Annotated in this window: 12 protein-coding genes; 5 read left to right on the top strand and 7 right to left on the bottom strand. The window is 71.3% G+C overall.

Translation table 11 applies throughout. The annotated features are described in order from the left end of the window. Positions 1-29: 29 nt before the first annotated feature. Together ACFVWD_RS21200 and ACFVWD_RS21195 are read left to right on the top strand one after the other, a co-directional pair. Positions 30-2,255, top strand: a complete 2,226-nt coding sequence (locus tag ACFVWD_RS21200) for an acetate--CoA ligase family protein (protein ID WP_389598000.1) — start codon at positions 30-32, stop codon at positions 2,253-2,255. A gap of 73 nt (positions 2,256-2,328) precedes the next feature. Next, positions 2,329-3,162, top strand: coding sequence for an enoyl-CoA hydratase/isomerase family protein (locus tag ACFVWD_RS21195; protein WP_389597999.1), 834 nt, complete (start codon positions 2,329-2,331; stop codon positions 3,160-3,162). Between the two features lies 1 nt (position 3,163). On the opposite strand, the gene ACFVWD_RS21190 is transcribed toward ACFVWD_RS21195, so the two are convergent. Continuing rightward, entirely contained in the window at positions 3,164-3,295 is a 132-nt protein-coding gene (locus tag ACFVWD_RS21190) for a hypothetical protein (RefSeq protein ID WP_389597998.1), read from the bottom strand. A 103-nt stretch (positions 3,296-3,398) separates the two neighbouring features. Here ACFVWD_RS21190 and ACFVWD_RS21185 point away from each other — a divergent pair, with 103 nt between their 5' ends. Further along, entirely contained in the window at positions 3,399-4,016 is a 618-nt protein-coding gene (locus ACFVWD_RS21185) for a flavin reductase family protein (protein ID WP_389597997.1), read from the top strand. 37 nt (positions 4,017-4,053) lie between these two features. Here ACFVWD_RS21185 and ACFVWD_RS21180 read toward each other — a convergent pair whose 3' ends face one another. Then, positions 4,054-5,469, bottom strand: a complete 1,416-nt coding sequence (locus tag ACFVWD_RS21180; RefSeq protein WP_389597996.1) for an MFS transporter — start codon at positions 5,467-5,469, stop codon at positions 4,054-4,056. Between the two features lie 71 nt (positions 5,470-5,540). On the opposite strand from ACFVWD_RS21180, the gene ACFVWD_RS21175 reads away from it, so the two are divergent. Beyond that, positions 5,541-6,569: a GlxA family transcriptional regulator gene (locus tag ACFVWD_RS21175; RefSeq protein ID WP_389597994.1), complete on the top strand. Its 1,029-nt coding sequence runs from the start codon at positions 5,541-5,543 to the stop codon at positions 6,567-6,569. A 60-nt stretch (positions 6,570-6,629) separates the two neighbouring features. On the opposite strand, the gene ACFVWD_RS21170 is transcribed toward ACFVWD_RS21175, so the two are convergent. The 3 genes from ACFVWD_RS21170 to ACFVWD_RS21160 are packed head-to-tail and all read right to left on the bottom strand — an operon-like array spanning position 6,630 to position 9,790. Then, a complete protein-coding gene (locus ACFVWD_RS21170) occupies positions 6,630-7,679 on the bottom strand; it encodes a Zn-dependent alcohol dehydrogenase (protein WP_389597992.1) in 1,050 nt (349 codons plus the stop codon). A gap of 10 nt (positions 7,680-7,689) precedes the next feature. Then, positions 7,690-8,835 (bottom strand): acyl-CoA dehydrogenase family protein, encoded by a 1,146-nt coding sequence (locus ACFVWD_RS21165; protein WP_389597990.1) that lies wholly within the window; start codon positions 8,833-8,835, stop codon positions 7,690-7,692. Between the two features lie 40 nt (positions 8,836-8,875). Next, on the bottom strand, positions 8,876-9,790 hold the full coding sequence (locus tag ACFVWD_RS21160) for an SDR family oxidoreductase (RefSeq protein WP_389597988.1): 915 nt from the start codon (positions 9,788-9,790) through the stop codon (positions 8,876-8,878). A 99-nt stretch (positions 9,791-9,889) separates the two neighbouring features. Here ACFVWD_RS21160 and ACFVWD_RS21155 point away from each other — a divergent pair, with 99 nt between their 5' ends. Further along, positions 9,890-10,816, top strand: a complete 927-nt coding sequence (locus ACFVWD_RS21155) for a cyclase family protein (RefSeq protein ID WP_389597987.1) — start codon at positions 9,890-9,892, stop codon at positions 10,814-10,816. A 473-nt stretch (positions 10,817-11,289) separates the two neighbouring features. Here ACFVWD_RS21155 and ACFVWD_RS21150 read toward each other — a convergent pair whose 3' ends face one another. Then, positions 11,290-11,772 (bottom strand): ATP-binding protein, encoded by a 483-nt coding sequence (locus ACFVWD_RS21150; RefSeq protein ID WP_248002973.1) that lies wholly within the window; start codon positions 11,770-11,772, stop codon positions 11,290-11,292. 476 nt (positions 11,773-12,248) lie between these two features. After that, positions 12,249-13,178: an acyl-CoA dehydrogenase family protein gene (locus ACFVWD_RS21145; protein WP_389597986.1), complete on the bottom strand. Its 930-nt coding sequence runs from the start codon at positions 13,176-13,178 to the stop codon at positions 12,249-12,251. Between the last annotated feature and the right edge of the window lie 8 nt (positions 13,179-13,186).

Here is a 13,186-nt window from a genome sequence, read left to right as displayed (position 1 = left end):
TTGGCTGTCACACAGGAGCGGGCGGACCGATGCTTGGATCAACCCACGGCACCCTCACCACCGACTCCCGCCGGGCCCGCGTCATCGCCTGCGGCGAGCAGCCCTCACCCGTCGTGCACGGCCGCCCGGCCGACGTCGACGACCTGGACGTCAGCGGCCGTCCGCTGTACGCCGACGCACCGGATCTGGACCGCTTCTTCCGTCCCGAGTCCGTGGCCGTCGTCGGTGCCTCGGACGCCGAGGGCCGGCCGAACACCGGCATCACCCGGCAGCTGATCGCCTGGGCCGAGCGGGTCGGCGCCCGGCTGCACCCCGTGCATCCCACCCGTCAGTCCGTCTTCGGCATCCCCTGCTCCCCTTCCCTCGCCGGCCTGCCCGAGCAGGTCGATCTGGCCGTGCTCCTCGTCGGCGATCCACTCCCCGTGATCGGGGAACTGGCCGAGGCCAAGGTGAAGTTCGCCGTCGCCTTCGCCTCCGGGTTCGCCGAGACCGGGGCCGAGGGCGCCGCCGCACAGGCCCACCTCGCCGCCGCCGTCCGCCGCTCCGGCCTCCGGCTCCTGGGGCCCAACACCAACCTCAACGCCTTCGAGAAGTTCCGCGACGATCTCGACGGTCCCGCGATCGCCCTCATCACCCAGTCCGGGCACCAGGGCCGGCCGGTGTTCGCGATGCAGGAGCTGGGCGTACGGCTCTCCCACTGGGCGCCCACCGGCAACGAGGCCGACCTCGAGACCGCCGACTTCATCTCCTACTTCTCCGAGCAGCCGGAGATCGGCGCGATCGCCTGTTACGTCGAGGGGCTCAAGGACGGCCGCTCCTTTCTGCTCGCCGCCGACCGCGCCGCCCGCCGCGGAGTACCCGTCGTCGCCGTCAAGGTCGGCCGCACCGAGACCGGCGCCCGCACCGCCGCCTCACACACCGGCAAGCTGACCGGCGCCGACACGGTGGTGGACGCGGCGATGCGGCAGTACGGCGTGATCCGCGTCGACGGGCTCGACGAACTCCAGGACACCGCCGCCCTGTTGGCCCGCGCCCGCGCCCCTCGGGCCGAGGGTGTCGTGGTCTATTCGATCTCGGGCGGCACGGGGGCGCACTTCGCCGACCTGGCCACGGCGGCGGGGCTGCCGCTGCCGGGTCTCTCCGCCGCCAGGCAGGCCGAGCTGCACCAGTGGATACCCGAGTACCTGAGCGTGACCAATCCCGTCGACAACGGCGGGCATCCGGTCGGCGACTGGCGCGGGCGGAAGATCATCGACGCGATCCTCGCCGACCCCGAGGTCGGCGTACTGATCTGTCCGATCACCGGGCCCTTTCCTCCCATGAGCGACAAGCTCGCGCAGGACCTGGTGGACGCGGCGGAACAGACGGACAAGCTGGTGTGCGTGGTGTGGGGATCGCCGGTCGGCACCGAGGCCGCGTACCGCGAGACGCTGCTCGGCTCGTCGAAGGTCGCCACCTTCCGGACCTTCGCCAACTGCATCACGGCCGTGCGCGCCTACCTGGACCACCACCGGTTCGTCGCCGCCTACCGCTCCCCCTTCGACGAGGCTCCCCGCACCCCCTCGCCGTCCTTCCGCAAGACGCAGGCGCTGATGCGGCCGGGGCAGCAGCTGAGCGAGCACGCGGCGAAGCAACTGCTGCGCGCCTACGGGATCCGGGTGCCGCGCGAGCAGTTGGTGACCAGCGCGGCGGCGGCCGTGCGCGCGGCGAGTCTCGTCGGCTACCCCGTGGTCATGAAGGCGTCCGGCGCCCAGATCGCCCACAAGACCGAACTGGGCCTGGTGAAGATCGGACTGACCTCCGCCAGCCAGGTCAGGGACGCCTACCGCGAGCTCACCGACATCGCGCGCTACGAAGGGATCTCGCTCGACGGGGTGCTGGTGTGCCAGATGGTCGAGCGGGGCGTGGAAATGGTCGTGGGCGTCACGCACGACCAGCTCTTCGGGCCGACCGTGACCGTCGGGCTGGGTGGTGTGCTCGTCGAGGTGCTGCGGGACGCGGCCGTCCGCGTGCCGCCGTTCGGCGAGGACCAGGCGCGGGGCATGCTCGGCGAGCTGCGCGGGCGGGCCCTTCTGGAGGGCGTGCGCGGGGGGCCGCCGGTGGATGTGGACGCGCTGGTCGAGGTCGTCATGCGCGTACAGCGGATGGCTCTGGAACTCGGGGACGACATCGCCGAGCTCGACATCAACCCGCTGATGGTGCTGCCCAGGGGCCAGGGAGCGGTGGCCCTGGACGCGCTGGTCGTCTGCCGCTGACCCCCAGCGCCCCAGCCCCCGCGCCATCGCCCGCCCCCGCCGCACCGCCTCCCGTAAAAACCGGAGCACCCCCATGACATCCTCCCCCGAGAAATCTGCCGAGAAATCTGCCGATCCCGTCGACTCATTGGTACTGCACGCCACTGACAATCACGTCTCGTGGATCACCCTCAACCGCCCCGAAACCCTCAACGCCATCACCCCTGACCAGCGCGAACGCCTCATCCAACACCTCACCCACGCCTCCTCCGACCCGGACGTACGGGCCGTCGTGATCACGGCGAGGGGACGTGGTTTCTGCGCGGGCGCGGACCTGCGCGGGGGGCCGCCGGCCGGGGAGCGGGTGGCCGGTGACGTGGCCCGCACGATCCGGCTCGGCGCCCAGCGCCTGATCGGCGCGGTCCTCGACTGCGAGAAACCCGTGATCGCGGCGGTCAACGGCACCGCGGCCGGCCTCGGCGCCCACCTCGCCCTCGCCTGCGACCTCGTACTCGCCGCCGATTCCGCCAAGTTCATCGAGGTGTTCGTGCGCCGCGGCCTGGTCCCCGACGGCGGCGGCGCGTATCTGCTGCCCCGTCTCGTCGGACCCCAGCGCGCCAAGGAACTGATGTTCTTCGGCGACGCGCTGACGGCGGCGGACGCGGCGCGGCTCGGGCTCGTCAACAGAGTCGTACCGCCGGACGATCTGGAGAAGACCGCCCGCGACTGGGCCGAACGCCTGGCCACCGGCCCGACCCGCGCCCTCGCCCTCACCAAACAGCTGGTCAACGCCTCCCTCGACACCGACCGCGGCACCGCCTTCGCCGCCGAAGCCGCCGCCCAGGAGATCAACATGACCACGACGGACGCGACCGAGGGCGTGACAAGCTTCGTAGAACGCCGAACCCCGCACTACCGGGGCCGCTGAGTCAGCCCCGCCTCAGCCTGCGCAGATCCCCCGAGCCGGGATCCCCGAACAGGACGTAGAGCTCGGGCTCGTCGGCGTCCGCCCACTTCAGCCCCGTGCGTCCCGGCTTGCGTGCCGTGTCTGCCCGCCTCATGGTCGTGAAGATACGCGCAGGCCGGACCGGGAGTTCCCGCCGGGCTCGTAGCGGCTCCCGCCCCTTCCTATCTGACACATCGTCAGCTTCAATGGGTGGTGTGATGGGACACGCAGGGATGGCGGCAGCCGCCGTCCGTTACCTCAGGTCGGCCGGGGCTTCCACCGTCGCGGGGCACGTCGAGGCGCTGCCTCGGCCGGAGTTGCGCGCGGTGGGGGACGATGAGCGGGCGCCGGTCGATCAGGCCGCGTTTCGGCGGGTGTTGGGGAACTTCGCGACGGGTGTCACCGTCATCACCGCGCCGGGCGTCAAGGGCGAGGCAGGCGGCGGAGGCCCGGCCGGGTTCGCCTGTCAGTCGTTCGCGTCGCTCTCGCTCGACCCTCCCCTGGTCTGCTTCATGGTGGGGCGTACGTCGGCGACCTGGCCGCGGATCGCCCGCGCGGGCGTGTTCTGTGTGAACGTACTGGGGGCGCACCAGGGTGAGTTGTGCCGTGGGTTCGCGGTGAGCGGGGCGGACAAGTTCGCCGGGGTCGTGTACGACGCGGCGCCCGTTTCCGGTTCGCCACGTCTCGCGGGCGCCGCGGCCTGGGTCGACTGCACGATCCACGCGGTGCACACCGGCGGGGACCATCTGATCGTGGTGGGACGGGTGGACGCGCTCGGCGCGAGCGCCGGTGACGACGCCGCGCCGCTGCTGTTCCACAAGGGGCGGTTCCTCTAGCTCGGTGGCAGGCCGCCCGGCCGGAGTGCCGGAGTCGTCAGGCGATCGCCGGTACCGCGGGTGTGCCCGTCGCGGGGCGCCGTCGGATCACCAGTGCCATCAGGGCCGCAGCCGCGCACAGCGCGCCCGAGGCGTACCAGACCATGTCGTACGAGCCGAACGCGTCCCGCGCCACACCGCCGAGGAACGCGACGAGGGCGGCGCCGACCTGGTGGGAGGCGAGGACCCAGCCGAAGACGATGGCGCTGTCCTCGCCGTACTGCTCACGGCACAGGGCCAGCGTGGGCGGGACGGTGGCGACCCAGTCGAGGCCGTAGAAAACGATGAAGAAGATCATCGGAGGGTGCACGGTCGAGGCGAGAAGCATGGGGAGGAAGAGGAGTGAGATGCCGCGCAGCGCGTAATAGACGGCGAGCAGCCTGCGCGGTTCGAAGCGGTCGGTGAACCAGCCGGAGGCGACCGTTCCGACCACGTCGAAGACCCCGATGACCGCGAGCAGCGAGGCCGCCGCCGTGATGGGCATCCCGTGGTCGTGGGCCGCGGGCACGAAGTGCGTCTGGACCAGGCCGTTCGTCGAGGCGCCGCAGATCGCGAAGGTGCCGGCCAGCAGCCAGAACGGGCCGGTGCGGACCGCGGAGAGCAGGACCGTCACCGCGCGCCGGGCGGCGCCCTGCACGGGCGCGGGCTTCGGTACGAACTCCGCCGACCCGTACGGCTTCACGCCCACGTCCGCCGGGTGGTCCCGCAGCAGCAGCCATACGAAGGGGACGACCGCGAGCGCCGCGAGGGCCACCGTCACCGCGGCCGGGCGCCAGTCGTGCTTTGTGACGATCCAGGAGAGGAGCGGCAGGAAGATCAGCTGGCCGGACGCCGAGGCCGCCGTCAGGATGCCCGTGACCAGGCCCTTGCGCGCCGTGAACCAGCGGTTGGTGACCGTCGCCGCGAAGGCCAGCGCCATGGAGCCGGACCCCAGACCGACCAACAGGCCCCAGCAGAGCAGCAGCTGCCAGGCGGCCGTCATCCACACGGTCAGACCGGAACCGAGCGCGATCACCATCAGGGCGACCGCCACCACCCGTCGGATGCCGAAGCGGTCCATCAGCGCCGCCGCGAACGGCGCCGTGAGCCCGTACAGCGCGAGGTTGATGGACACCGCCGCGCCGATCGTGCCCCGCGACCAGTGGAACTCCTGGTGGAGCGGGTCGATCAGCAGACCCGGCAGCGAACGGAAGGCCGCCGCACCGATGATCGTCACGAAGGTGACGGCGGCGACGAACCAGGCGCGATGGATGCGGACGCGGGGAGCGGAGGCGCGGGTCGGCTCGGCGGAGTCGGTCGGCTCGGTGGAGTCGGTCGGCTCGATCGCGTCGGTGGAGTCGATCGGCTCGGTGGGGCGGGGGTCCTCCGCGGCTGCGGCGCCCCCCGAGGAGGCGGCTTCGGTTGTCTGGGTCACGACATAGAGCTTCGGACCTGCCGTTCTCGCGAACGAGTGGCCCGGAGGACAGCATTCGCTAGGATCGGGCCATGGCCTCTCACGGTACGCACCCTCGCCACCGCGTCGTCGTCCTCGCCCTCGACGGGCTGCTGCCCTTCGAGCTCGGCATCCCGCAGCGCATCTTCGGCAAGGCACGCGACGCGGACGAGCGCCCGCTGTACGAGATCGTCACCTGCTCGGTCCGGCCGCCCGGCCCCGTCGAGACGGACGCCGACTTCGCCGTCCTCGTCGCGAACGGCCCCGAAGTCCTCGCCACCGCCGACACCGTCGTCATCCCCGCCTCCTACGAACTCGGCCCCGTCCACGCCGAAGGCGTCCTCACCCCCGAACTGGCCGCCGCCCTCGCCCACATCCGCCCCGGCACCCGCCTCGTCTCCATCTGCACCGGCAGCTACGTCCTCGCCGCCGCGGGCTACCTCGACGGCCGCCCGGCCACCACCCACTGGATGCACGCCGAGCACTTCCAGCGGCTCTTTCCGAAGATCAAGGTCGACGCCGAAGTGCTCTTCGTCGACGACGGCGACGTCCTCACCTCCGCCGGCGTCGCCGCGGGAATCGACCTGTGCCTCCATCTCGTACGCCGTGACCACGGCACCGCCGTCGCCAACGACGTGGCCCGCCGCACCGTCGTACCCCCGCACCGCGACGGCGGGCAGGCGCAGTACATCCAGCGGCCGGTGCCGGAGCCGCAGGCGGCCACCACGACCGCCGCCCGCGCCTGGGCGCTGGCCCGCCTCGACGAACCGATCCAGCTGCGCGACATGGCCGAGCAGGAAGCCATGTCCGTACGCACCTTCACGCGCCGCTTCCGCGAGGAGGTCGGCGTCAGCCCCGGGCATTGGCTGACCCAGCAGCGCATCGAACGGGCCCGGCACCTGCTGGAGACCAGCGACCTGTCCATCGACCAGGTCGCGCGGGACGCCGGATTCGGCACGGCCCAGTCGATGCGGCAGCACCTACAGGCGGCGCTCGGGGTCACCCCCACCGCGTATCGGCGCACTTTCCGGACCTCCGGGGCCTCCAGAGTCGAGGACCTCGGTGCGCGCCAGCGCTCTTAAGGGGCGCGGGGAACTGCGCGACCAGCCCCCACCCACCCGCAGACGAATGAACCGCCCCTCCTAGAACGTCAGCACCGCCCGCGCCACCCTCCCCTCCTCCGCATCCTGCGCCGCCTTGTCGAAGTCCTCCACCGGGTAGGTCTGAGTGACCAGCTCGTCCAGGAGGAGGCGGCCTTCTCGGTACAGGTCGGCGTACAGGGCGATGTCACGCTGGGGGCGGGAGGAGCCGTATCGGCAGCCCAGGATGGACTTGTCGAGGTACATGGACGAGACGAGGAAGGACGCCTCGGCCGTGGCCGGAGGTACGCCGAGCAGGACCGCCTGGCCGTGGCGGTCCAGCAGGTCGATGGCCTGGCGGATGAGTTCGACGCGGCCGACGCACTCGAAGGCGTGGTCCGCGCCCGTGGGAAGGATGTCCTTCACGGCCTCCGTCGACGTCAGGAAGTGCGTGGCGCCGAAGCGCCGGGCCACGGCCTCCTTCGCCGGGTTGGCGTCGACCGCGACGATCTTCAGGGCGCCCGCGATCCGAGCGCCCTGGAGAACGTTGAGTCCAATGCCGCCGGTGCCGATGACGAGGACGGTGTCCCCCCGGTCCACCCTCGCGCGGTTGAGGACCGCGCCCACTCCCGTCAGGACTCCGCATCCGATCAGCGCGGCGGACGGGAGGGGGATGTCCTTGGGGATGCGGACGACTTGGACGGCCTTCACCACCGTCTTTTCCGCGAACGCGGAGTTGGACGCGAACTGGTACAGCGGCCGCCCGCCCCGCGCGAACGGCTGCCGCGGCATCCCGATCGCCTTGCGGCACATCGTCGGCCGCCCCCGGTCGCACTCCGCGCACGCCCCGCAGTTGGCGAGCGTGGAGAGCGCGACATGGTCGCCGGGGCGGACATGGCCGACGCCCGCGCCCACCGCCTCGACGACCCCCGCGCCCTCATGCCCCAGGACCACGGGGACGGGGAAGGGGATCGTCCCGTCCACCACCGACAGGTCACTGTGGCAGAGGCCGGCCGCGGAGATCGCGACCTGCACCTCGCCAGGCCCCGGATCCCGTATCTCCAGGTCGTCCACGACCTGCGTCCGCTTGCCGTCGAAGATCACGCCTCGCATCGCGACTCCCTCAGCCCTTGGGTTCCCTCGGCAGGCCGAGCACGCGCTCGGCGATGATCGTGCGCTGGATCTCGTCCGAGCCGCCGTAGATGGTGTCGGCCCGGCTGAACAGGAACAGGTGCTGGGAGGAGTCGAGTTCGTACGGTTCCGAGGCCGACCAGTCCGCGGGGCCGGTCGCGGCCTCCGCGCCCCGCACCCGTACCGCCAGTTCGCCGAGCCGCTGGTGCCAGCGGCCCCACAGCAGCTTGGCGACGCTGGGCGCGCCCGCGTCGCCCGAACCACCCAGCGTCCGCAGGGCGTTCCAGCGCATCGTGCGCAGTTCCGCCCACTGGCGTACGAGTCGGTCGCGGACCACCGGGTCGGCCGCCGCGCCCGTGGCGACGGCCGTCTCGATCACCCGCCCCAACTCCTCCGCGAAGCCGATCTGCTGGGCCAGCGTCGAGACCCCTCGTTCGAAACCGAGGAGACTCATGGCCACCTGCCAGCCGTTGCCCGCACCGCCGACGACGTGTTCGGCGCGGGCCACCGCCCCGTCGAAGAAGACCTCGTTGAACTCGCTCGTGCCGGTGAGCTGGCGGATCGGGCGGACCTCGACGCGGCCCGGCTGGTCCATCGGGACGAGAAGGAAGGACAGGCCGTGGTGGCGGGCCGACCCCGGTTCCGTACGGGCGAGGACGAAGCACCAGTCCGCCTCGTGGGCGAGCGAGGTCCAGATCTTCTGGCCGGTGACGCGGTACGTGTCGCCGTCCCGTGCCGCGGCCGTACGGATCCCCGCCAGGTCCGAGCCCGCGCCCGGCTCGCTGTATCCCTGGCACCAGAGTTCCTCGCCGCGGGCGACCGGGGGCAGGAAGCGGGCCTTCTGTTCCGGGGTCCCGTGGGCGATGAGGGTGGGGGCGAGGAGCTTCTCGCCGATATGGCCGGAGCGGGCCGGGGCCCTGGAACGGGCGTACTCCTCGGCCCAGACGACCTGTTGGGTCAGGCTCGCCCGCCGGTTGCCGTATCCGTCCTCCGCCCAGCCGAGGCCGATCCAGCCGCCCCGGCCCAGTTCCCGTTCCCAGTCCTGCCGGACGACCGACTCCGCGGCCGGATGGGCCGTCAGCCAGTCCCGTGCCGTGCGCCGGAAGGCCTCGTCCTCGGCGTCGAATCCGAACTCCATGTATCCCCCTCGCCCACGGGCCCAACAGAACAACGGCACCTCACGCGTTCGGCCGCGCCCTTTGCGCGGCCGCCCGCGCCATCGCCTCCACCTGTTCCAGCAGGGGCATGGGGTCCACGCCCACGGTCCCCGGCAGGAAGTCCGCGATCCGCTCGGGAGTCCAGGGGCCGCCGTCCGCGTATCCGGCGCGCAGCTCCCGCGGCTGTGCCCACACCGCGATCTTCGGGCCGGCGATCGTGTAGACCTGCCCGGTGATGCGTTCCTCGCGGGCACGGTCGGACAGGAGGTAGACCACCAGCGCGGCCACGTCCTCCGGTTCGCCGATCTCCTTCAGCTCCATGGGGACATTGGCCGACATGCGGGTGCGGGCGACCGGTGCCACCGCGTTGGCCGTCACCCCGTACTTGTGCAGGCCCAGTGCCGCGCTGCGGACCAGCGAGATGATCCCGCCCTTCGCCGCGCTGTAGTTGGCCTGCGCGACCGAGCCCTGGTGGTTGCCGCTGGTGAAGCCGATCAGCGTGCCCGCGCCCTGTTTGCGCATGACCGCCGAGGCCGCCCGGAAGACCGTGAACGTGCCCTTCAGGTGGGTGGCGACGACGGGGTCCCACTCCTCCTCGGACATGTTGAAGAGCATCCGTTCACGCAGGATGCCGGCCACGCACACCACTCCGTCGATGCGCCCGTACGAGGTCAGCGCCGCGTCGACGACCCGCTGACCGCCCGCCATCGTGGAGATGTCGTCGGCCACCGCGACCGCTTCCCCGCCCGCCGCCCCGATCTCCTTGACCACGGCGTCGGCGATCGAACTGGTCGGCTCGGCGCCCTCGATGGACACCCCGTAGTCGTTGACGACGACCCGTGCGCCCTCGGCCGCCGCGGCGAGCGCGACGGCGCGGCCGATCCCGCGGCCCGCCCCCGTCACGGCGATGACCTTTCCTGCCAAGAAGTTCCCCACGTCCGGCCCCTTCCCGCAGTTTCTGACGGTCCGTTAGATTCGGTCTCCTCGGATTCTACGACCCGTCAGATACCCGGAGACAAGCCCCGCGGAGGACTCATGTCACTTCCGGTCGAGTTCCACGACATCGCCAAGCGCGTGAACAACTGGGGGCGTTGGGGCGCCGACGACGAGATCGGGACCCTGAACCTGATCACCGACGAGGTGGTACGAGAGGCCGTCGCCTGTGTCCGCACGGGGCGGCGTGTTCCGCTCGCGCTCCCTCTCCAGCAGGACGGGGTGCAGACCGGGATGATCCCCGGGCGGATCAATCCGCTGCACGTCATGGTGCAGATCAACCAGGAGATCTTCGGTCCCGGAACGGTCGCGTGCAGCGACGACGCCGTGACTCTGGGGCTCCAGGCGGCGACCCACTGGGACGCGCTCACCCATGTCTCACACTCCGGGAAGCTCTACAACGGCCGCCCGGCCGGCACGATCACCCCGCACGGCGGCGCCGAGTTCAGCGGCATCGACAAGCCCCGGCACCTCGTCTCGCGAGGCGTCCTGCTCGACATCCCGCGCGCGCGGGGCGTCGACCGCCTCGACGGCGGGCACGCCGTGACCCCCGAAGACCTCGAAGCGGCGGAGGAGTTGGCGGGCACGCGGGTGCGGTCCGGGGACATCGTGCTCGTACGGACCGGACAGATCCAGGTCTACCTGGCCGGCGACAAGCACGCGTACGGGTATCCGTCGCCCGGGCTGTCGATCCGTACGCCGGAGTGGTTCCACGCGCGCGATGTCGCGGCCGTCGCGAACGACACTCTCACTTTTGAGATCTTCCCTCCCGAAATCGAGGACCTGTGGCTGCCCGTACACGCGCTCGACCTGGTCGAGATGGGGATGCTGCAGGGCCAGAACTGGAATCTCGAAGAGTTGTCCACAGCCTGTGGACAAGAGAATCGCTACGCCTTCCTGCTGTCCGCGATGCCGGAACCCTTCGTCGGCGGCACGGGTACCCCCGTGGCACCGGTGGCCATCCTCTGAGATGAGCCCCAAGGAGCCCCCGGGGAAAGGTCGGCCGGTGGCCGGGAAACGGGTCGGCCGGTGGCCGGGAAATGGGTCGGCCGGTGGCCGGGGAATGGGTCGGCTGGCGGCGCGCCACTGCGCGCCCCGAGCACGGCATCGCGCGCCGCCAGTCGGTTCCGGCGTACCCGCCCTGCTCCCTCTGGCCCTGTAGGAGCCGACGCCGAATCACGACCCGCACTCGCCGAGGGCTCCCGTCACCGAAGCCCTCGTCGTCCCCTCGCGGCGAATCGCTGAACACAAGCGTGATCAAACGGACACGTCACGTCAACACCCGTTCGGGGAATTATCACTTACGCGCCCTTTGCGACGGCGCGCACGGAAGCACATCCCGGCGCACTCGGCCCCGACCCGGGCCGTGGAAACGGAACGCGTGCACAAATGCACGAACCGTGCTCCCGCACCAGAGGTACGGGAGCGGGTGCGGACGCGGACTAGACCGCCTCGTACGCCTCGTACGCGAAGCCCTCATAGGAGGAAGCCGCGTACGCGACCCCCGCCCGGGCGCCCTGCGTACAGCGGTCGACCTCGCACCAGATGCTCTTGCCGGCACCCTCGGGATTCCAGCCCCAGCGGTCCGCCAGACCGTCGACCAACTCCAGGCCGCGGCCGTTGGTCTCGTCACCCTCGGCGTGCCGGGGCACCGGGGGGCGGGCGCTGGAGTCGGCCACCTCCAGACGGACGGTCCCGATGGACTCACCGAGGACGCCCGGCAGGGACAGCCGCAGCACGGCCGGACAGCCGGTGTGCACCACGGCGTTGGTGACGAGTTCGGAGACGAGCAGGATCAGCGTCTCGGCGAGCGGCTCATCGACCCCTATCCCGGACCCGGCGAGCCGCGAACGGGCCCACCTCCGAGCTCGCCCCACCTCCGCGGGGTCGGGCCGGATCTCCAGCTGCACTTGAAGCACCTGCACCGCTCACACCATCCGAACCGGCGGACACATCGCCTCGCGCCTCACGAGGGCCACGATCGTGGCCATGACCTGCATGACCAGAACCAGGATCACAGAACGTGATTCCCTTGAGAGACAGCATGGTTGACGTACAGTCACCCCAACAAGCGCTTCGGGCATATTCCAGCGCGAAGGAGTACGCGTGCGGCATACTGTGCGACGCTCGCCACGGGGAGTCGAACAGGCAGTCGCGGGGGTCCGCACTGCCTTGCAAGCGGCGAGCATCGCCGGATCCGGCGCGGCCTCAGGGGCAACACCGGGATGGCTCGATCTCGGAACCACTCGCATCCCACACAAGGTACCCGAGCCCGCCGCCGACTCCAGGCCGTGACAAGTCACGCGTAGGACACAACCCGATATCAACGCTCCGTAATTCCGGTATGCCACGATCCGCGACATTCATCGCGCCCCTTTCCGGGCCGTGCCTGCACAGAGCCCTATCGGCCCACTCCGGACACCAGGTCGGCCGCCAACAATTCCTCACTCTCCGTAGCCATGCCCGTACGTTGGGTTCGCGTCCAAGCCCGCTTCAGAAACAGATGGACGTCGGACTCCCAGGTGAAGCCCATGCCGCCGTGCACCTGGAGGCAGTCGCGGGCGCCGCGCACGGCGGCCTCGTCGGCGAGCAGCCGGGCCGCCGCGATGTCCACGGGATCGGCCGTGACTGCGGCGGCGTAGACCGCGGCGCGCGCCAGTTCCACCCGCACCAGCATCTGGGCGCACAGATGCTTGACCGCCTGGAAGGCCCCGATCGGCTGCCCGAACTGCTCGCGGGTCCGGGCGTGTTGCACGGCCGTGTCGCAGGCGCGGGCGGCGGTGCCGAGTTGTTCGGCCGCCGTGAAGAGCGAGGTGAGGGGAGCCGGGGGGAGTGCGCCGGTGGAACCCACGGGGCGCACGTCCGGGGGCCCGGCAACGCCGGATACGGGTACCCGGTGCAGCGGCGTCAGTGGGTCCACCGACCGCAGCGGCTCGGCGCCGCTCGCGTCCCCGCGTACGACGTCCGCCTCGGCCAGCCACTCCACCAGGCCGCCGCCGTCGACGGCCGTCACCACGGTCTCTCCGGTGGCGGCCCCGTCCACCACGCCCGCCGCGAGGTGCGTGGCGATCAGCGGGCCGGGCAGCAGGACCCGCCCCGCCTCCTCGAAGGCGAGCACCGTCTCCGGGAGGCCGAGTCCGACGCCGCCGTCCGCCTCGGGCAGGCGCAGCGCGAAGAACCCCGCCTCGCCGAGCTCGCGCCACAGAGCCCGGTCGAGCCTCGGCCCCTCGTCCACGGCGGCGCGCAGCCGCTCCCTGCCGAACCGAGCCGCGAGCAGCTCGCGCACGCCCGCCTTCAAGGCTCGCTGGTCGTCCGTGAGTTGGAAGTCCACGGGGAAGT

It is taken from the genome of Streptomyces sp. NPDC058086 (genome assembly GCF_042885015.1).
Classification (GTDB): domain Bacteria; phylum Actinomycetota; class Actinomycetes; order Streptomycetales; family Streptomycetaceae; genus Streptomyces.
The sequence above is the reverse complement of the archived record's forward strand: the minus strand, read 5'-3'. Positions and strand labels throughout refer to the sequence as shown.

Excerpts from the sequence above, each read along its gene's own strand:
- ACFVWD_RS21200 (WP_389598000.1), top strand. The coding sequence starts at position 30 with ATGCTTGGATCAACCCACGGCACCCTCACCACCGACTCCCGCCGGGCC.
- ACFVWD_RS21195 (WP_389597999.1), top strand. The coding sequence starts at position 2,329 with ATGACATCCTCCCCCGAGAAATCTGCCGAGAAATCTGCCGATCCCGTC.
- ACFVWD_RS21190 (WP_389597998.1), bottom strand. The coding sequence starts at position 3,295 with ATGAGGCGGGCAGACACGGCACGCAAGCCGGGACGCACGGGGCTGAAG.
- ACFVWD_RS21185 (WP_389597997.1), top strand. The coding sequence starts at position 3,399 with ATGGGACACGCAGGGATGGCGGCAGCCGCCGTCCGTTACCTCAGGTCG.
- ACFVWD_RS21175 (WP_389597994.1), top strand. The coding sequence starts at position 5,541 with ATGGCCTCTCACGGTACGCACCCTCGCCACCGCGTCGTCGTCCTCGCC.
- ACFVWD_RS21170 (WP_389597992.1), bottom strand. The coding sequence starts at position 7,679 with ATGCGAGGCGTGATCTTCGACGGCAAGCGGACGCAGGTCGTGGACGAC.
- ACFVWD_RS21165 (WP_389597990.1), bottom strand. The coding sequence starts at position 8,835 with ATGGAGTTCGGATTCGACGCCGAGGACGAGGCCTTCCGGCGCACGGCA.
- ACFVWD_RS21155 (WP_389597987.1), top strand. The coding sequence starts at position 9,890 with ATGTCACTTCCGGTCGAGTTCCACGACATCGCCAAGCGCGTGAACAAC.